General features: G+C 40.2%; 19 protein-coding genes. 10 read left to right on the top strand and 9 right to left on the bottom strand.

Annotated features, from left to right (window positions below; all coding sequences use genetic code 11):
- From AC1DUD_RS29265 to AC1DUD_RS29255, 3 genes are all read left to right on the top strand, one after another.
- Positions 1 to 346, top strand: a 346-nt coding sequence (locus tag AC1DUD_RS29265) for a helix-turn-helix transcriptional regulator (protein ID WP_477381176.1), incomplete at its 5' end; no start/stop codon positions are given.
- A gap of 49 nt (positions 347 to 395) precedes the next feature.
- Entirely contained in the window at positions 396 to 809 is a 414-nt protein-coding gene (locus tag AC1DUD_RS29260) for a VOC family protein (protein WP_477381173.1), read from the top strand.
- A gap of 105 nt (positions 810 to 914) precedes the next feature.
- Complete coding sequence (locus AC1DUD_RS29255) at positions 915 to 1,451, top strand: DinB family protein (RefSeq protein ID WP_477381171.1); 537 nt, start codon at positions 915 to 917, stop codon at positions 1,449 to 1,451.
- On the opposite strand, the gene AC1DUD_RS29250 is transcribed toward AC1DUD_RS29255, so the two are convergent.
- Positions 1,425 to 2,840 carry an MFS transporter gene (locus tag AC1DUD_RS29250; protein ID WP_477381169.1) on the bottom strand — a complete coding sequence of 472 codons (1,416 nt, stop codon included), beginning with the start codon at positions 2,838 to 2,840 and terminating at the stop codon, positions 1,425 to 1,427. The genes AC1DUD_RS29255 and AC1DUD_RS29250 overlap by 27 nt on opposite strands.
- Positions 2,841 to 2,965: 125 nt before the next feature.
- Here AC1DUD_RS29250 and AC1DUD_RS29245 point away from each other — a divergent pair, with 125 nt between their 5' ends.
- Positions 2,966 to 3,454, top strand: a complete 489-nt coding sequence (locus AC1DUD_RS29245; protein ID WP_477381167.1) for an Lrp/AsnC family transcriptional regulator — start codon at positions 2,966 to 2,968, stop codon at positions 3,452 to 3,454.
- Between the two features lie 175 nt (positions 3,455 to 3,629).
- Entirely contained in the window at positions 3,630 to 4,721 is a 1,092-nt protein-coding gene (locus AC1DUD_RS29240; protein ID WP_477381165.1) for a pepsin/retropepsin-like aspartic protease family protein, read from the top strand.
- Positions 4,722 to 4,748: 27 nt separating this feature from the next.
- On the opposite strand, the gene AC1DUD_RS29235 is transcribed toward AC1DUD_RS29240, so the two are convergent.
- The 5 genes from AC1DUD_RS29235 to AC1DUD_RS29215 are packed head-to-tail and all read right to left on the bottom strand — an operon-like array spanning position 4,749 to position 8,530.
- Entirely contained in the window at positions 4,749 to 5,465 is a 717-nt protein-coding gene (locus tag AC1DUD_RS29235) for a LytR/AlgR family response regulator transcription factor (protein ID WP_477381163.1), read from the bottom strand.
- The gene (locus tag AC1DUD_RS29230) at positions 5,462 to 6,475 is read right to left on the bottom strand and encodes a sensor histidine kinase (RefSeq protein ID WP_477381161.1); all 1,014 of its coding nucleotides are present in this window, start codon (positions 6,473 to 6,475) and stop codon (positions 5,462 to 5,464) included. Before AC1DUD_RS29230 ends, AC1DUD_RS29235 begins: the two co-directional genes overlap by 4 nt.
- A 56-nt stretch (positions 6,476 to 6,531) precedes the next feature.
- Positions 6,532 to 6,954 (bottom strand): c-type cytochrome, encoded by a 423-nt coding sequence (locus AC1DUD_RS29225; protein ID WP_477381159.1) that lies wholly within the window; start codon positions 6,952 to 6,954, stop codon positions 6,532 to 6,534.
- A 5-nt stretch (positions 6,955 to 6,959) separates the two neighbouring features.
- Entirely contained in the window at positions 6,960 to 7,514 is a 555-nt protein-coding gene (locus AC1DUD_RS29220; protein WP_477381157.1) for a YceI family protein, read from the bottom strand.
- Entirely contained in the window at positions 7,514 to 8,530 is a 1,017-nt protein-coding gene (locus AC1DUD_RS29215) for a metallophosphoesterase family protein (RefSeq protein ID WP_477381154.1), read from the bottom strand. Before AC1DUD_RS29215 ends, AC1DUD_RS29220 begins: the two co-directional genes overlap by 1 nt.
- 194 nt (positions 8,531 to 8,724) lie before the next feature.
- Between AC1DUD_RS29215 and yiaA the strand changes: the two genes are divergently transcribed.
- Positions 8,725 to 9,141 carry an inner membrane protein YiaA gene (gene yiaA, locus AC1DUD_RS29210; RefSeq protein ID WP_477381152.1) on the top strand — a complete coding sequence of 139 codons (417 nt, stop codon included), beginning with the start codon at positions 8,725 to 8,727 and terminating at the stop codon, positions 9,139 to 9,141.
- A gap of 114 nt (positions 9,142 to 9,255) precedes the next feature.
- On the opposite strand, the gene AC1DUD_RS29205 is transcribed toward yiaA, so the two are convergent.
- Complete coding sequence (locus tag AC1DUD_RS29205; RefSeq protein WP_477381150.1) at positions 9,256 to 10,056, bottom strand: hypothetical protein; 801 nt, start codon at positions 10,054 to 10,056, stop codon at positions 9,256 to 9,258.
- A gap of 50 nt (positions 10,057 to 10,106) precedes the next feature.
- The gene (locus AC1DUD_RS29200; RefSeq protein WP_477381148.1) at positions 10,107 to 10,811 is read right to left on the bottom strand and encodes a hypothetical protein; all 705 of its coding nucleotides are present in this window, start codon (positions 10,809 to 10,811) and stop codon (positions 10,107 to 10,109) included.
- Between the two features lie 437 nt (positions 10,812 to 11,248).
- On the opposite strand from AC1DUD_RS29200, the gene AC1DUD_RS29195 reads away from it, so the two are divergent.
- Both AC1DUD_RS29195 and AC1DUD_RS29190 read left to right on the top strand, forming a co-directional pair.
- The gene (locus tag AC1DUD_RS29195; protein ID WP_477381146.1) at positions 11,249 to 11,467 is read left to right on the top strand and encodes a hypothetical protein; all 219 of its coding nucleotides are present in this window, start codon (positions 11,249 to 11,251) and stop codon (positions 11,465 to 11,467) included.
- Between the two features lie 73 nt (positions 11,468 to 11,540).
- Entirely contained in the window at positions 11,541 to 13,313 is a 1,773-nt protein-coding gene (locus AC1DUD_RS29190) for an ATP-binding protein (protein WP_477381144.1), read from the top strand.
- Here AC1DUD_RS29190 and AC1DUD_RS29185 read toward each other — a convergent pair.
- On the bottom strand, positions 13,308 to 13,937 hold the full coding sequence (locus AC1DUD_RS29185) for a response regulator (protein WP_477381142.1): 630 nt from the start codon (positions 13,935 to 13,937) through the stop codon (positions 13,308 to 13,310). The genes AC1DUD_RS29190 and AC1DUD_RS29185 overlap by 6 nt on opposite strands.
- Before the next feature lie 1,402 nt (positions 13,938 to 15,339).
- On the opposite strand from AC1DUD_RS29185, the gene AC1DUD_RS29180 reads away from it, so the two are divergent.
- Positions 15,340 to 18,579, top strand: coding sequence for a SusC/RagA family TonB-linked outer membrane protein (locus tag AC1DUD_RS29180; protein ID WP_477381140.1), 3,240 nt, complete (start codon positions 15,340 to 15,342; stop codon positions 18,577 to 18,579).
- A gap of 29 nt (positions 18,580 to 18,608) precedes the next feature.
- Positions 18,609 to 20,060 carry a SusD/RagB family nutrient-binding outer membrane lipoprotein gene (locus tag AC1DUD_RS29175; protein ID WP_477381138.1) on the top strand — a complete coding sequence of 484 codons (1,452 nt, stop codon included), beginning with the start codon at positions 18,609 to 18,611 and terminating at the stop codon, positions 20,058 to 20,060.
- Positions 20,061 to 20,065 lie beyond the last annotated feature (5 nt).

Here is a 20,065-nt window from a genome sequence, read left to right as displayed (position 1 = left end):
GAACGATATTGCCGATGAGGCTTACTTTTCTAAATATCACTTCATCAGGTTGTTTAAAAATATCTATGGTAAAACGCCGCATCAGTACCTCATTAAGGTACGGATTGAAAATGCCCGGCTGTTATTAAAAAAAGGCCTCCCGGTTGCTGATGCTTGTTATGCTGTGGGCTTTGACAGTGTTACCTCATTTTCTATCTTATTTAAAAAGATTACACTCTGCTCTCCCGTACACTACCAGCAAACTGAACTTAAAAAGCAAACCGAGATGCTGCAGTCGCCCCTTAAATTCATCCCCGGTTGTTTTGCCAGCGAAAAGGAGTGGCTGCAAAACCGCAATTTTCGATAAGGGATGATCTGTTTTAATACCCACTTTTACTTATCAAAACAAAACACAGATGATAACCAAAATGAACCATGTAAGCGTGTTTGTACTTGATCAGGACAGCGCTTATGATTTTTACGTAAACAAACTGGGCTTTAAGGTGAATACAGATGCTTCAATGGGGCCGGGAATGCGCTGGCTTACCGTTTGCCCACCCGAGCAACCGGGGCTGGAAATAGCACTTATGGCCATAAGCGAAGGCATGATGTTCAATTCGTTAGCGGCCCAGCAAATGCGAGAGTTAGTTCAGCGCGGAACTTTTGGGTTCGGCGTTTTTGAATGTAACGACCTGATAGCTACTTATGAAGAGCTAAAAGCCAAAGGCGTTGAATTTAGCAAAGCCCCTACCAAAGAGTTCTATGGTTTTGAGGCACTGTTTAAAGACGATTCTGGAAATTGGTTTTCATTGGGCGAAAAGAAAAGCTAAAGCCTTATTTGCTATGGCGCAAAACCACCCTAATTATGGCGCAAACGACAAGGTGCAAATTTTGATTTTGCGTGGAGATTTGTATTAAACAATCTTCAAAACATCATGAAAAATCAAACAGCCACCACCCTTCAAATCGATGCACGGGTCAATTTGCTGGCAGTATTTGAGTACACTGCCAGTAACCTGTTTTCAACTATCACTTCATTTAATGAGCAACAAATTAATATTGCATTATCTGACGACAGTTGGACAGCGGGACAAATAGCTGAACATGTTTTTAAATCAGCTTCACAACTTGTTCCGGTACTCAAAGGGGCGGAGAAACCAGCAGAAAGAGATCCGGCAAAAAAGGTAAAGATGATCAAAGATTTGTTTCTTGATTTTGAAGCAAAGTTCAAATCTGCGCCAAACATATTGCCATCAGATGGGCCGCATAATAAATCTGAGGTCATCGCATTATTGGAAACCGTTATCCCCGAGGTTAGGGAAATTATCGGTTCCAGGGACCTTTACGCTATTAGTACAGATCTGGTAGTTCCTTTTTTTGGTGAGCTTACCCGATTGGAATGGCTGTACCTTATTTGCTATCACAATCAAAAACACATCCACCAATTAAAAAACATCCGGCAGTCTTTGTGATTTGCTTAACGAAACCGGCGTATTTTTGGGAGATGCAGCGATTACAATGTAAATAATGATCCATAGCAAACCGATTAAAGCATACATGCTGAGTATAATAAGTGATAAACCACTTATCGAAGTACCTTCGCTACCCTTTTGCATAAACAGGGTAAGTATAGATAAACCTACACCGGCCCCTAAAAAGTAAGTTGTAGTACCCAGACTTGATGCTAAACCGTAGTGTTGCTTAGGAATATTTTTTACAGCGAGTACCGATAAACTTGTAAAACAGATGGTCATGCCCAAACCTGATATAAAAGCAGCTGATAACAACAGCAAAGGGAGCGAATAACCTATGAATACCGCGCAAATTAAAACCAATCCACCGGTTAACATACAGCTCATGCCTAATAAGCCGGTTTGCTCGGTTGTTAAGCGTTTCATAATGCCCGGCAACATAAACTTAGCTACGATGGCCGATAACAGGCTAAAAGGAACAAGAAGCAACCCGGCCTTTGCCGCGTTGTAGTGCATATCCTTTTGCAGCAGTTGAGATATAATAAACAGGTACCCGGTAAAAAATGCGCCCAGCAAAATAAACACGCCATTTGCCGTAATAATTGATGGGGCTTTAAAAACCGAAAGATCGATCAGCGGATTTGCACGCCGGGTTAAACGAATGTATAATAATCTTACACAGATTATTACGCTGGTGGCACAAAGCATAATAAGCTTGTATTGTTCCTTGATATCACCCAGTTGATGAACACCGTAACTTAGCATGAGCAGGCCCATCACCAACAAAATACCCGAAAACAGATCAGGCGATGGTTGTTTTTGTTCGGGCGCGTCATTAGGTAGATAGAACCAGCCTACAATCATAATAAAAGCCAGTATGGGCACATTGATCAAAAACACCCAGTGCCAGCCCATGTAAGTGCTGATGATTCCGCCTATGGAAAGACCGCTTCCTGAGCCAACTGCAGCGAACGAACTAAAGATCCCGATGGCTTTGCTCCGCTCCTGCTCCCCGGTAAAAGTATGCGTTACTATTGAAAGCGCCGATGGCATGATCAGCGCTGCTGCCAGGCCTTGTATAGCCCTCGACAAACTGAGGAATGTAAAAGTACCCGCTAAACCGGCCCCTAATGAAGTTAACAGGAACAATGCAGCTCCGGCAATAAAGATCTTTTTAGGCCCAACAACATCTGATAGTTTGCCGCCTATGATCAGGAAACCTCCATATAACAATACATAAAGCGTTTGCAGCCATTGAACCTGGTCGTTGGTTATCATAAATTGCTTTTGTATCGCCGGAATAGTGAGGTTGATAATTGCGATATCCAGAGCCTCAACAAATATGGCCATGGAAGATATAATGAGGATATTGTTCTTTTTTAGAGACATAACTATGCGTTTTGTCCTTTCAAAAATATATCAATAGAAATTAATAACATTATTTATTATAATTTTAGAACACATTTCAAAATCGAGATTTAAAAAAAGAACAAACTATCAATCAATCCCTCTTTATGGCACCTCAAACAGAACAAGAAAAAACAAGCGTCCAACTTGATGAAAAGGATTATGAGATATTAAGACTGATTGAACGGAATGCCAAACTTACGGTGCGGGAAATTGCGGTAAAAATCAACCTGAGCCCTACCCCTACCCATGAGCGGATCAAACGCCTTGAAAAAAGCGGGGTTATTAAAAGTTATACCGCAATTTTAGATAAGCGGATGCTGAACAAGCGGATCATGGTTATTTGCATGGTAACCCTGCGCGAGCACAGCCGCAAAGCGGGGGCAGATTTTATTAACGCCGTGCTTGAATTTGACGAAGTAATAGAATGCTACAACATATCGGGCGATTTTGACTTCATGCTCAAAATTGTATCCGAAAGCATGGATAGTTACCACTCCTTTTTCGTAAATAAACTAAGCGAGGTAAAAGGTATAGGCCATTCAAAAAGCACTTTTGTGATGGATATCATCAAAGAAACCAATCATTTACTTTAACCACATACAATAGCTACGTTCACAATCCGTTTATATGTCCGGATAATTAATCGGTTCAACACCCTGTTTTATCGATTCATTGACATGGCTTATTAAATTGTTATCCTATTTTTAAAGCCAACTAAAACAGACTTTTTATCGTATTTACTATCAACCGGGTTTATAACGGATATATATGACTACAAAACATTTACTGCTCACATCTAAGATTATAGGGTGCTTATTCATAACTGTCGCTTTTTTCTCTTGTAAAAAAGAGAAAACAACGCCTCAAACACAGACAACCCCGGTTACGCTTGGTTTATATGAATATGCCAGCGGAATAAACAAACGCGTCTTTTTACCTGTCACGCAGGTTGGCACAAAGGCAGTAACCTATTACACCGTATTTGATACAGGCTCATCTGGGATGACGCTTGATGCTACAGACATTCTGCCTGCATCAATGATCACATCATCGGGCATCCAGGTTACAGGCGATTCGGTGGTTGTAAATGGCATTACGGTAACCAGTACCAAGGGCACAATAAGTTTTGGCGACCAGTTAAGCTCAACCAAGGAATATGGTAATTTAGCCTACGCTAATATTACCATTGGCGATGCACAGGGTAACCTTGCTTTAAAAAGGGTGCCATTCTTTTTATATTACAAAATAATTGATGAAACCGGCGCAAAATTACCCGCTCATGCCAGCGATGTTTTTGGCGTTGGCCCCGGCACAAGCTATGTAACCAGCGAAATCCAAAGCCCTTTAAGGTATTTTAATACCGGCACCAACTTAACAAGCGGATTTAAACTGGCTACGTTAAATAAAAGCCTGTTTTCTACCAGCGGAACTTATGTAAGTAACCTGTTAACTATTGGGTTAAGTAGCGGTGATCTATCTTCGGCGGGATTTATTATGCACCCGCTTACTTATTCAAGCAGCGGCGGATACTCACCTAATATCCCCGCAACTATTGCGTACAACGGCAATACTATTTCCGGACAGATCTTGTTTGATACCGGCACTCCATCGACAACCGTTATTGAAGACAGGCTGGCAACAACTTCAGTAGGCAGTCTTCCCGCAAACTCAACAGTTACCATAACCACCAGCAAGGGGTTTGTTTATACTTATACAACGTCAAGCACCGGAAATTTAACAGAAGTGCAAAACCCCAATAATACGGGCGATTACCGTACCATTTTCAGTCTCGATTTTTTCATCAGCAACGAATATTTAACCGATTATGGCAACCACCAGATCGGCTTGAAAAACAATTAAGCGTTAAGCTATAAGGGCAGGCAATATTTACCTTTTAAAAAGCCTGCCCTTTAAAATCCTATCCATTACATCGTCATAAAAGCTTAAGCCTATACTAATCTTAGTCCCGTTAAGGTTAAGCATATTACCTTCAATATTACTGATCATTGCTGTATTAACAATATAGCTTTTATGCACCTGGATAAATTTATTAGCCGGTAGTTTTTCCTGTAAACCTTTAATGGTAAGATATACAACCAGCTTTTTATGAAGCGTGTAAAGCGTTACATAGTTGGCCATAGCCTCAACGTAAATCAGTTCGTCATACAACACCCGTTCAATTTTCCCATCACACTTAACATAAAAATGATCGGCTTCATTTTTTTCGGGCGAGGCTTTCTGCTTTAATATCTGCAACTCGAATGMCTTTTGCGATGCTTTCAGAAAACGTTCGAGCGAGAACGGCTTTACCAGATAATCAATTACGGCCATTTCAAACCCCTCAAGTGCATATTCACCGTAAGCTGTTGTCATGATCACCATAGGCAATTTCACCGCCGAACGAAGGAATTGAAAGCCGTTCATCTTAGGCATATTCACATCAAGGAAAATCAGATCAATATCAAGCTTATTGATCAGGCTGGTAGCCTTCAGCGGATTTTCGGCTGCGCCCGATAACACTAAAAAATCGGTCTCTTCAATATACTCCTGCAGCAACTTACGCGCTATAGGCTCATCATCTATAATCAGGCATTTAAGTATCATACATTCAGTAATACTAAATTTATTTCAAAACTGTCGCCGCTGTCGGTTATGTGAAGCCGGTGCTTTTGGGGGTAAAGGATCTCAAGCCGGCGTTTGGTATTAGCTATCCCCAGGCCCGACGACCTTTCATCCCTGCCGGTGAAATTATCCTTGGTATTATAAACCCTGAAAAGCAGGTTATCCCCTTCCTGTTTCAGGCTTATATCTACCTTATTTATCCTCCCTTCATTAAAACCCACATATTTAAAAGCATTCTCCACAAAGGTTATAAATAACAAAGGCGCCACATAAACCGGCCCGTCAATATCATCGGCACACAAATTCACCATCACCATTTCATCTATCCTCCCCTTTTGAATAGCTATATAATTGCGGATGTAATTGATCTCCCTGTTCAGGTCTATTTGCTCAACATTGCATTCGTATAACTGGTAACGCAGCATTTCCGAAAACACAAGCAACATATTCCTCGCATCTTTATTTGATTTATCAATATGCCCATATATGGAGTTGATAGAGTTAAACAAAAAATGCGGATTAAACTGCGCCCTTAAAAAGTTAAGCTCGTTCGTTGCCCGCTCCTTCTCAATCTGCTCAATGTAAACCTGCGACCGCATTTTTTCCACTACCATTTGAGCTGCCAGTATACAAACCACCCAAAACAGGATATTAACAAATGAATCGATAAAAATAGAAATTGCATTGAACCGGGGGTTCATCTTAAAAACATGAACTACCACCCATGCTGAAACCGGTACCCTTACAAGAGCTGTTATAAAGATCCCCGTTAAAAAAACGAGGCCGAATTTCACGTACTGCTTTTTATTAAGCAAATGCGGAATTGCATAAAGCGTATTGAGGTAATAATTTGCCGAAACAAAAACCAGGTAACAAAACTGGATAGTTATGGCATGAGTTAACACCAGCGTACCATTCCTGAAAATAAAGATCCAGAAAAGGTACGCCAGCAGCCAAAATGCTATGTGATATACTACTTTGTTGAATTTCAATTTTTCGGGGCTATTTAATCAGTTTATTATACATCGATTTACAGAGCAATTTACAATTAATTATTACCCGGGCCGCCATCAGGAAATGCCTGGCCCTTATGACAGGTAGTACATGAAACCACCAGCGCAGGGTTGCCTACCTTTGGATGTTTAAGCTTAAAATACTTTTTGTTAATACCGATGGTCATCCGCATCATTTGCCGGGTTATTTCCTTTTCGGGCTTTGCGTCACTTACAAAATCAAGCCCGTGGCCGTCCTTCGCATTGGCGTGACAAAAACCACAGGTAACGCCAAGCCCGTCTTCGAAATCATCGGCCATAATGCTTTGCAAATCGTGCGAACTTATATCCTTCGGTAATACCTTCAGGTTTTCATAACGCACCGGTTCCGGTTTGTTAACAGCCATTGCAGTGGTACCGGTTATTGAAGCGCCCAATACAGCAACAACAGCAAATTTCCTGTTTATTTTCACTCTCATAAATTTTAACCTTTCTTTGCGGCTACGCTGATATTTACTTCCAGCTCATCGGCAATTGTGCTTGTGCCGCCTATCCCAAAATCTTTCCGGTTTATTTTAAATGCTCCTTTAAAAATGTAGCCATCGGCGGCAGGCGTGGCCGAAAAAGGGAATGATACCGGCTTTGTCTTACCCTTCATTGTCAGCTCTCCTGTTAGCTGGTACATTCCACTTTTATTTAATACGGCCACTCTCCCCGATGTCAACCTGATTTTTGGATAATCCTTCACGTCAAAATAATTCTCACCTCTTAAATGCTCATCGCGCAGCCCATTATCAGTATTTACTGTCGAAGCATTTATAGTCACATCAAAACTGCTGCGCGCAGCATTTTGAGGATCGAAGTTGATATTTCCTTCAAAACCGCTAAATGTTCCGTCAACCCCGAAGCCAAGATTTTTTACTGTAAATTTCAGATTTGAACTTTGCTCAACGGGTTTATATTGAGCTTTACTTATTGTAGCTAAGCAAACCATCATTAACAATGACAACATCCTTTTCATATCATATACTATTGTCATTATTTCTGCTCTATTTTTTCAGCTTCTATTAAAGGGATATCGGTAATAGCAAGCGAATGATCATGTTCAACATAATTTACAGTGGTTAAGCCTAAAAAGCTGCGAAGCTTTTCGGCAGGAACTTTCATAGGTCCCGGCGATGGCGCACTGCCCGGGGCGGGCTGCGGGAATGCTGTTGAATTGGCCGTGTGGAAAGTGATATTACCCTCTACCTTTTGAATAATTTGATGAATATGCCCATTCAGTACCGATACCGACCCAAAACGCTTCAGCAACGCCAAAGCCTGCGCGCTATCATCAGTGCCCCAACCCCATTGCGGGTAAATAGCCCAAAGCGGAATATGCGCAAACACTACTATGGGTGTACTGTCTGATAAAGGTTTCAGATCATTCTCCAACCATTTCAACTGGGCTGTGCCGATGTAGCCCAAACCACCATCAACATGATTGGTTACATTCACCAGGCCGATGAAATGTACGCCGTGTAAATCAAAACTGTACCACCCATCTCCCAAAGTACCTTTACCATAACGTTCAAGATATAGTTTACCATTATCGGTTACATCATGTTCGCCCGGCACATAAAATATCTTTTCGGTTTTTATACTTTTCAGTGATTGTTCAAGCGTGTCAAACTCATCTGCCTGTGCAAGGTGCGAAAGGTCGCCAGTATGCAATACAAATGATGGCGCGTTGGGCATACTGTTAATTTTAGCTATTGCAGCGTTCAGCGTACCCACAACATCAGGATTGGCAGCCTTGTTAAACCCTATATGGCTATCGCTGATCTGTACAAAGCTGAAATCAGATTTAGGCACTATCAATCCTTTTTTAAGCCCTCCGGTAGCCTTGTCAATCATTTGGCTCATGCCGTATGATTTAAGTACACCGCCTGTCATCATCCATAATACGCCGGTACCCGCCCAAGCCATACATTCAAGAAAACCACGGCGGTCTATCCCATCATTACCGGCATCGTGATTTAAGTTTTCATCAGTATGAAAGTGATTCTTCATAACGTTATTATTTGTGTTTTAATGAATTACAGCACTAAAAAACGCAAACAACACCCAATGGTATAGTATTTTACATGAACACCAATAATTACTTGATGAAAACTATTTACTGCAATAAACTGAATGCCCGAGTTTATTGTCAACTTGCTTTTTCGTTTCCTTCTCCTATCTTTAAATAAACTATCACAATTAATATGGATCAGAAACCATCTAACGCATTTATTGGTGCATCATGGGCCGCTTTAATCATTGGCTTTGTAGGTTATAACATTGGCTTATGGAACGCTCAAATGGCCCTTAACGAAAAAGGATATTATTTTACTGTACTACTATTTGGTTTATTTGCTGCCATATCGGTGCAAAAAAGTGTGCGCGACAGATTGGAAGGTGTTCCGGTTACCAATATTTATTATGGACTAAGCTGGGCCTGTACTTTAATTTCAGTTTCCTTACTTACCATCGGCTTGTGGAATGCTACTTTAACATTAAGTGAAAAAGGCTTTTACGCAATGTCGTTTTTACTAACCCTGTTTGCTTCCATTGCAGTGCAGAAAAACACCAGGGATATGATCAACTTTGATAAAGTTACTGTGAAACAAAGTATCGACTAAAACATTGGTATTAGTGATAAAAGGTCGCTGTAAAGTTCGCAGCGGCTTTTTACTTTATCTTTATTGCACCCTTCTGATTGAAATAACTTAAAGCCCTACAAAAAAGCCCTAAACCTATTTTTTATTACAGATCTCGGTAACAGCGTTGCGGCGGGTAGCGGTGTAAACTATTCCATTTACCATTTCATACCCGGTTGAAACACTTTGTGAATACCGCTTTAAAACAATCCCTGTATTGTTATCTATAAGTATTGAGCCGTTTATCCGGCTATTTAAACTGCCCCCTAAAACCGATGTTTTATAAGTAATAACAGTTGTTGGGCCGTTGATGGCATAAACTGTATAGTTTGTTTCGGTAGATGAAGTTGTAGCTTTCCACGAATAGCCTTTTTTAAATGTGAGGCTAACCTGGAAATCAACCATAAACTGTAGTGTGGTGCCCGGCGATAACCGCTCGGGCTGAATACCCGCAAAGGATAAAAGTGTATCGTTAGCAATAACAGGGCGGTTTAAATTCAGCACCTCGCCTTTGTTATTTACTAAAACTATTGATTGATTATTTAACATCTTCTGCAAGCCAACCTGGATAACAGAATTTGGGTCGGCAGGTTTACCTGAGTTATATACCAGGTTCTGGTTCATTGCATTTATGGTGTCAATAAGTTTATCTGTAGTAATGGTTAAAGAGGCCCCTTTTTCAGAAGCATCGGTTACCCTATAAGTTTTAACAACTACCGAAACCGAGCCAACATGTAAAGTTTGGCCACCACGTTGCAAAACACAATTTGATTTTGTGATTACCTGTCTCTGAAACTCATCTCCCTGCTTAAATCTAACCTGCGCACCGGCCACACTGCTTACAAAAGCTAATATGATAACTAATATATATTTAAATTCTATTGGGGTACTCTTCATTGTGGTGTTCTTGTTATAATGCCCTTTAACAATTTGACATTATGTCGCAGTTACGGTTTTTTCTTGTTTGATTGGGACTTGCCTTTCAACTTATCGTCCTTTGTCCCCGATGGCGATACCATTTTAAAGTTCTCGCTTTCGGGGATTTCCGGGATAGACCACGGCATGAGGTCTCCGGAAGGCCATAAAAGTGGCACTGCGTCGGTTATATCGGGCATTACAGGAATTGGGCCTTTTATGATATTTACTTGCCCGGATACGGTAGGCTCAACAGGCGACAATGGCAACTCCGGCGATTCAGGTAAGGGAAGATCCATAACAGATGAAAACTGGAGGTCATAGATTGTTTGCTTCGGCAAATGAGGAGTTTCAGGAGCTTCGGGCAAAGGAATTTCTGACAACCCGGTACTTGCGCCATTAATACCAGGTTGATCGGGTGCGTCTACCATAGGTGGCGTTGAACCAATTGCAGCCAGCACAGGCATTTGAGTTGCAGAAACAAACGGCTGTAAAACCGTTGGAATATCTGTAAGCGTAAGCACTATAGGCTTACCGGCCGGGCCATTGCCCTGGATATTCCCCTTAGTTATTGTACCGGGTGTTAATGGCGGTGGTACATTCCAGTCCGACTGATTACTTCGATTTTGAGCTGTAGCGCGGCCTAAGCAGCCCAAAACAACTAACAACCAAACAAAGCCTGGTATTAATCTGTCGCGTTGCCGGTGTTTATTCTTTTTTTTGACGATGTAAGGCATTCCCATTTAATTATCTTTCTGCAGAAAGCGATTGTTATGACAACAATCAGTCATTTTATCTAATGAATAACAGTTTATTAATTTGATCTTTATTGATAGCCCTACGAGCAAAAAACTCCATTTTGTATAGTTCACAATTTATACAGGCAAAACCCTAATAAAGTTACTCCTTTTTCTCCTTTGCAACTCATGGTTCTGCAATTTAGCTTACCTGTATACATTATATTAATAGCGCATCTGCAAGTATAGCTTTTGTAATATGCTTTTGTAAAACTAAGCTTTACCACTGTACCCGAAAATACCAACTGCTTTGTATTGCGCAATTTTCAGCAGCTCCATAAAATTGTGATATCAAAATAACGGTTAAATGAATATAAACAATGCCATGCCTGGCCTTGACATATCAATTCACCGTATTAATCTAAATTAAAAAGATCATGGAGAGCAATTTAAATTACCTGGTAGGCTGCATGTCGTTGACCTTTGCAGGATTATCGGCTATATATAAACTTAAATTCAACAAATTGCAGGGAACTGGACGAATACCAAGTATTGTCGGGGCAAAGCAGCGGCAAATTGTCTTTTTCGTACTGGCGGTGCTATCAGCATTAGTAATTTTGATCACCCAGTCTTTTTTAAGTGTACCTAACCGGTAAAAAATCCTAAAAACGGCTGCTTTTGCTGATAAATATCAAATTACTATCTTTAACCGGGAACAGAAACCCGGATATGAAATACCTTTTGTTTCTTCTGCTTATTTTGGCTGTAATTCCGTGTTCCGGTCAAAATATTGATAGCTTAAAAAAAATTGTCTTCAGCAAATCGCCCGCGCAAAAACGATTGACAGCTGCTATCCAGGCAACCAGCTATTCATCTGAAGATGATCCGGCTAAAATTGTCATGGTCGCAAAAGGAGGTTTGAACATTGCATACAAGCTTAACGATAAAAGAGCAATTGCGTCACTATCTCAAACTTTAGGAAAAGCCTATTATCAAATCAGTCAATATGATTCCACAGCATATTACTATAACATTGCTGCGGTAATACTCAGCAAAACAAATCAGCAGTATGCATTAACTGATGATTATAGCAGGCTGGCGAAAGCCTATTTTAAATTAAAAAATTACGATAAAGCTATTGAGTTTTGCGAGCTGGCTATTTCATTTGCTCCACAAACCGGCGAACGTAAAGAATTGATGCAAATCTTAAACCAGGCGGGGACTCTATACGAAGCCAAAAACAACTATCGGGAAGCTTTAAACTATTTCAGGCAGGCTTTTGATATAAAAGATTCCCTGAACTTTGTAAAACAAACAAATCAAAACACTTCAGAAACATACAGCCATGAATTTATGGGGGATGTTATGGGCAGTATAAAACAAGACCAATCGGTGGAGGGAATTTTAAAAACCATCGATATCAAAAAATCATTAAATGACACACTGGCACTTTCAATTAATTACTTTAATCTGGGCGTGCTTTATAAAAATAAACGATTATACACTCATTCTCTCGATGCTTTAAAAAACTGCCTTCAGTTTGCTGTTCAAATAAATTATGCGGATATGCAAAAAAGCGCTACAAATGAAATTGCTGATTTATATGAACGAATGGGCGATTATCGGCAATCGCTGATTTATTTAAAAAAACATGCCGCAATTAAAACTACAAGCCACAATACTATTGAAGAGTTGCAGGCAAAATATGAAATAAAGCAGCGTGAAGACCAGGTACTACAACAACAGTTTGAAATAACAAAACGCAATTACTGGATGGTGGGCATCTTCATTTTTTTATTATTAACGCTAATTGCAGGCTTTTTTTATTACAGGCAAAATAAGCTAAAGCAACGCAACATAGCCATGCAGGCTATAATTGAGGCTGAAGAAAGCGAAAGACAAAGAATTGCCCAGGATTTACACGATAGCGTAAGCCAAATAATATCGGCAGCCAAAATCAATTTGTCGGTTATAGGCAGCGAATTATCTTTTATAAATGAGGATCAAAAAAAACGCTTTGAAAAAGTAATTAACCTTGTTGATTACGGGTTTAAAGAAGTGCGAACCATATCGCACAATATGATGCCCTGGGCACTTCACAAAACAGGACTGGCTCAGGTAATTAAACAATTTATTGAGAATATTGAGAATGACAATATCGCAATAAACTTCTTCAGCAGCGGTTTTGATTCGCCATTTGATGATACTACCGAGATCATTTTGTACCGGGTACTGCAGGAAAGCGTAAATAATGTAATGAAGCACGCCTATGCTGACAGGCTTGACATTTCACTTATAAGAGGAGGTGAAAACATTAGCCTCACAATTGAGGACAATGGCAAAGGTTTTGACACAACCAATCCTGATATATTTAAAGGGATGGGGTTAAATAACCTTCGGTCCCGGATAAATTTTTTAAAAGGCAAAGTTGAGTTTGATTCGCAGGTTAACAAGGGAACCCTTGTGTCAATCTATATACCGCTTACCAACAAAGCTTTATAAGTTATATTGCAGTATAAACCTGGTAAGTTCAACCGGATTTTTCAGGTTGAGTTTTTGCATAATATTTTTACGATGGGTTTCAACAGTGTAAATACTCAGATGAAGGTGATCGGCCATCTGCTGATTGGTATAATTCTGTTTTATAAATTGTAGAAGCTCAACTTCCCTTTTAGTAAGCTGAAATTGTTTTAAAAAAGGATCTGGTCCATTAAGCAGGGGATTAACAACAGGTTGTTTGCAGGGAAAACAAAGTTGTCCTCGTGCTACAGAACGCATTGCCTGCAACAATTCGGCTTTTTCGGCATTCTTAAACAAGTAGCCATTCGCCCCTTCGGCTTTTGCTTTTTCAATCAGATGTTCTTCATTATAGGTAGAAAGCATGATCACCTTAATTTTAGGATAATAATCCTTTATTCGCTTAAGCACTTCAAACCCATTAATACCAGGCATATTGATATCAAGCAACACCAGGTTGGGACTATAGCTGTGTAATAAATGCAGCATTTCCTTACCATTGGCAGCAACACTTAATATTTCGATATCCGTTTCGCCCTGTAATAACATGCACAACCCGTTGATAAATAAAGTATGATCATCTGCTATTATTACCGATAGTTTTTCCACTGAGCTTTCTTTATGTTGTAAATTCACAGTAAATCTATACTTTATCCTCATTTCAAAAAATACCAACTGCTTTGTATTGTACACGTTGACATCTGTTGATAAAATTGTTTACCAAAACAAACAGACATAAAATGAGAAACCATGATAGTCAGTGTTTAAATAAATCAATAAGCGCAGGTAATTGCCGCCCATATTTACCAAACCTTTTAACCGAAAAAAGTAATGCAGTACTTTATTAGCACGTTTATAATAATGCTGATTTGTATAATCGCATTACTACAGGATAAATCCTATGACGCCACCGGCGTGGTTTTGACAAGGCCGCAAAACAGATTCCCTACCCCCCAAAGGAATCCATCAATTAAATGTCATAACGTTTCACTTGCTGATTTAAGCGTATCGCCTCAACTATTGGTTGATAAAAACGAATCGCAAACGGAAGTGTTTGCTGCATTGTTAGCGAAAAAGCTCATTAATCCGTCAATTTCAAACAAAACAATAATGACATCAACAAAAACCGGTTCCTTAAGTCATTCAAACTACAAAAAGTTCTTAGGTGAGGAAAGCATTTTTTGCTTTCGATGCGATTTAAATTCACTGGCTCCTGGCTGCGAGTATTTTAAACAATCTTTTAAAGCGCTACACAATCTATAACCAGCCGCTTTAGGCCAATAATTGTTAGCAACTTAAACAATATCGAGAAATCAAGGCCAAACTGTGTATTAACATTCCTATATCTTAGTATCTCTACTTCTTTTTCCAGCCTAAATAATAAAACCTATCTAATTCCGAGTCTATTAATTTACTGATAACCATAGCTTAACTACCAATTTATATTAAAACATTTCTTTTTTAAAAAAACAATTTAATAAAAATAATAAGCCCGCATAAGTAAACAAAGTTACAAATTACTGTAAATCAATATTTTAAATAAAAGAAAATCAAATCAAATATTAATTGATAAAAGCATTTATCTAAAAACTTAACAGATACACCAATTGTCACACTTCTTTTACAAGAAAAATATTATTATTTTTAAAAATGAAAACGTATAAGCTTTTACGAAGACATTTGCTCTGGCTTAAATCATAAAAATCCGGACTTTTAAAAGCTTATCAGCTAATATTTTTTTATAATTAGCCATTATGAGTAATATTTAGGAGTTTTCTCATTAACACCCTACCACAATTTATAGAAAAATTAAAATTCACGTAAAATTTTCATGAATTTTATATGAAGAATTCAATAAATCAAACATTTTTCTGGATTTGAATTAACGTTTTACCAAAAAAATTATAACTATTTTAATATATACAAAAAAAATTAAACTTTTTTCAACTTTTTTTTCATTTCATTACAAAAATTGTAGTTTTGGGTATTAACTAAAACTGATTTTTTAACAATGAAAAAACTCCTACTCGCAAGCTGGTGTTTTATCATGCTATTTATTAGTGTGGTACAAGCACAAAACAAAACAGTTACCGGCCGGGTAACTTCTAAAGACGATGGACTACCGCTGCCAGGCGTGTCCGTAAGAGTTGTAGGTACCACGCTGGGTACACAAACAAATGCAGATGGTAAATTCTCTTTATCTGTCCCCGCCTCTGCAAAATCACTAAACTTTAGCTTTATTGGTTTTACTTCATCAACCGTCGAAATCACTTCGGCCCCGTTGGATGTTAAACTAACAAGCAGTGCCAACAAATTATCCGAAGTGGTAATTACCGGTGCTTACGGTACCAAACAGTCATCCCGTTCGGCTTCATACGCTGCACAGGTAGTTAAATCTGATCAACTTAATACTATACGTCAGCCCAACGTTAATAATGCGTTAGCTGGTAAGGTTGCCGGTGTTCAGGTACGCAGCCAGTCTGCCGCTGCACTGGGTCGTAATACCAACATCAGGTTGCGTGGTGCAACCGGCTTTGGTAGCGGCAACAATCCCTTGTACGTAGTTGATGGAACAATAATGCCAAACGCCGATGATCTAAGCAATGACGACATCGACAACATCAGTATCCTGAATGGTCCTGCCGCATCTGCTCAGTTCGGTTCACAAGGTGCTTATGGCGCTATCGTTATCTCAACAAAAAAGGGTAAAAAAACAAAAGGTGTTGGTATTGAATTAAACCTTGGCGCTAATTTCGACAAGGCTTACATCTTGCCTAATTACCAAAACACTTACGGCGGTGGCGCTTCTGCCGATTTCATTCAGTACCATTATAAAGCAGGTGATCCTGAAGGATGGAAAGCTTTAGATGGCAAATACTATCCAGACTATACCGACGATAGCAGCTGGGGACCTAAAATGGTTGGCCAGGAGTATATTCCATGGTATGCATGGGCTGCTGGTACCAAATACTCGTTCAAAACAGCAAAATGGACCCCTGAGCCTGACAACGCCAAGGACTTTTTCCGTACCGGCGTTGCTTTGAACAATAGTGTGGCATTCACCAAAGCTGCTGATGACTACAACATCAGGATGTCATACAACAATCAGCACACTACAGGTATCGTACCTGAAACCTGGTTAAACAAAAATAACTTCACCCTGAATGCCAACTACGATCTTAACAAACACCTAACCGCAGGTGCAAGCATTAACTTTTCAGGCACACAACTTCATGGCCAGATCAGCGATGCTTATGCAAGTGCTTCAAGCGGTTCGTTTAACTCATGGTTCCACCGTGATTTGGATATGGGCATTATGAAAGAGTTACAGGATCTTAAATCTCCAGATGGAACTTATGTAAGCTGGAACCACCAGAACCCTAACTCATACGATCCATCTAATCCAGGTGCATTTTATGGCGGTAACTACTGGTATAACCCATACTTATGGCAAAAACAATGGCAAAACTTAAACACCCGCGATCGTTTGTATGGAAATATCTACCTACAATACAAGATCAATAACGATCTGAGCTTTAAAGTTACCTATCGCCGCAACCAAACCAATACCTGGAACGAAGGCAAAATTTCGTCTGAGATACAGGCAAGCGGTACTCAAACAGGTCAGAAAGCCGCTTATGGTACTTCAACATCCTACTCTAACCGTGAAAACTACGAAACCTTGCTTAACTATGATAAGCAGATCAAAGATTTCCACGTTAATGTTAACGCGGGTAGTGACTTTTATAACTGGAGCTACAAAGACAACAGCGCAAACACTAACAATGGTTTAAGTGTTCCTGACCTTTATACGTTAGCAAACTCTGTTGACCCTATCAGTGCCAATAACGGCAGGACACAGGAGCAATATCGTGCAGTATTTGCAAAAGCTTCTGTAAACTACAAAAGGATCATTTATGCTGATGCGACTTTACGTAACGACTGGTTCTCAACCATTTCCACTGTAAACGATGCCAACTCGGTGTTATCAAAATCATTCGGTGGTTCATTTGTATTCAGCGAAGTATTACCTGAATTTAAAGACTGGTTGAGCTATGGTAAATTAAGAGGATCATGGGGCCAGGTACCATTAGCTTTAGGTACAACAACCGAAACATTTGGTGCTTACAGAAACAATACACTTTATGGCATTGGTGCAAACAAATGGAACGGCGCCTTACTTCAAGGCGGCCCAACCCAATTTGTTGACCCTGCATTGCATGGCACAACCACTACTTCAAAAGAGATTGGTTTAGACTTAGGTTTCTTTAACGACCGTTTAACTTTTGGTGGTACTTACTGGGCAGCAGATGATAAAGACATTCCACTGGGCTTAGCTGTTAACGCTGCCAGCGGTGTTTCATCTATCCTGACCAACGTAGGTTTGATCAAAAGAAGAGGTTTAGAGATTACCGCAAGCGGAACTCCTATCAAGTTGCCAAACTTTAGCTGGACTATCAGCACAAACTTTGCCCAGTTACTTGATAATACAGTTGTTGAAATCAGCAACAAATATGGTGTTGACCGTGTGCAGGTTGCAGGTGTATGGGGTACAGATATGCCTTACCTCATCAATCAAAAAGGTAAATGGTGGGGCCAGATCTACGGTAACGGCATCAAACGTAACTCGGCCGGGATCCCAATCCTTACTTCATCAGGTGCTTACATCAATGATCCTAACGTATACTTCGGTAGCGCATTACCTAAGTATACCGGTGGTTTACAAAACTCATTCACTTTGTTTAAAGACTTTGTGCTGAGCGCAAACATCGATTATCAGTTTGGCGGTAAATTCGTTTCATTATCAAACCGTTGGGGCCAGTATAGCGGCTTAACAGCCAATACTGCTGCACTTAATGACAAAGGTATGTCGGTACGTGACCCTGTTGCTGATGGCGGTGGTGTTAAAGTTACCGGTGTTGATGCTGATAACAAACCTGTTACTTACTACGTTGACGCAAAATCATACTACCAGGGTTTAACAAACAACAAAACTTACGATCCTTATATCTACGATTTAACTTTCATCAAACTTCGTGAGGTTGCCGTAGGTTACAACCTGCCAATCAAAAAATGGGGTTTAGGTAACGTATTCCAATCGGCAAGGATTGATTTAACCGGCCGTAACTTATTGTTGATATACGCTAAATCAAAAGATTTCGATCCGTCAGAGATCAGCGCGACAGAAGGTGAAACTGCTCAATACCCGGGCACAAGAGGTTTCGGTTTCAACTTAAAAGTAACATTCTAAGCGAGTAAGGACTATTAGACCAAGAAAAAATGAAAAAGATATATCTATATACATTAGCAGGGGCGTTTAGCTTTTTAGGCGCGGGTTGCAATAAGGTAAAGGATTTTGGCGATGTGAACAACAATCCTGCAGCAACAGTAACGCCCATCCCTTCGGCCTTGTTATCAAATGTTGAAGCAAGTCTGGGTGGTTATGCATCAACCGGTACCGAAGCGATAAGCGGCGGCCAGTATGCTCAATATTTTACMGAAACACAGTACTCAGGTACATCATTATACAACCTGCCTCAAAACGGGTTTACAGGCAGCTATGCGGGTAACCTGAACAACCTCCAGCTTGTTATTAACCAAAATCCTAACAAAAACATGGTTAATGTCGCCAAAATATTGCAGCAATACATTTTTTGGATAGAAACCGATTCGTGGGGTGATCTTCCTTACAGCGAAGCATTAAAGGGTTCTGCTAACATATTGCCTAAATATGATACCCAGGAAACTATATATAAAGGCATACTTACTACTTTAACCGCAGCTATAAATTCATTTGATTCCTCGCCAATAAGTGGTGATATCATTTACGGTGGCGATGTTGCGTCATGGAAAAGAATGGCAAACTCGCTTAAGTTGCTTGTTGCCGTTCAAATGTCAAATGTAACCGCTTCTTCTTCTGTTGCCGCTGCTGCTGCCAGCGAAGCTGTTACTTCAGGTGTGATAACCACTAACGACCAAAACTTCAAACTTCAGTACCCTGGAGGCAACTACAAAAGCGCATGGTGGAACCTTTATAATGGCCGCAAGGATTTTGCCGAGGCAAAAACGCTTTCTGATGTTACCACAGGTACAAATGATCCGCGCCAGGCTGCTTTCGGTGGTGAAAGCGAAGTTGTTGGCAATGTCGCCACTTCAAATATCGGCGTGCCTTACGGTTTAGCCCGTTTAACTGTGACCGCCTTTACTGATGCTAACCCTAAATGGGCACGCGTTTTACGTGGTGATTACCGATTGGAAAATGGCTATGTAATGCTCATCAGTGCTGCCGAAACGTGGCTGGCACGTGCAGAAGCCGCTAACCTTGGCTGGACTTCAGATGGCATAAGCGCGGCTTATAAAGCTGGTGTTACCGCGTCGTTTGACCAGTGGGGAGCTGGTACACCTTCAAATGCTTATTTAAATCAATTTCCGGTAACCGATGCAAAAGATGCAGACATTACCCACACTCAGATTAAAAATATATCTACCCAAAGATGGATCTCAAGCTATCCTGACGGGCACATGGGCTGGAATATTTGGAGAAAAACAGGTTGGCCGGCACTCACCCCAGCACCTGATGCAACAAACTCATCTAAGAAAATTGTGCGCAGGTTTGTTTACGCAACCAGCGAATACAATACTAATGGTGCAAATGTGAATGCAGCAGTTGCGAGACTAACAGGTGGTGATAGCCAGGATTCGCATGTATGGTGGGATACAAGGACAAACTAATTCTT

This window comes from Mucilaginibacter sp. P4_A11, assembly GCF_056402535.1.
This window is presented reverse-complemented; position numbering and strand designations above follow the sequence as displayed.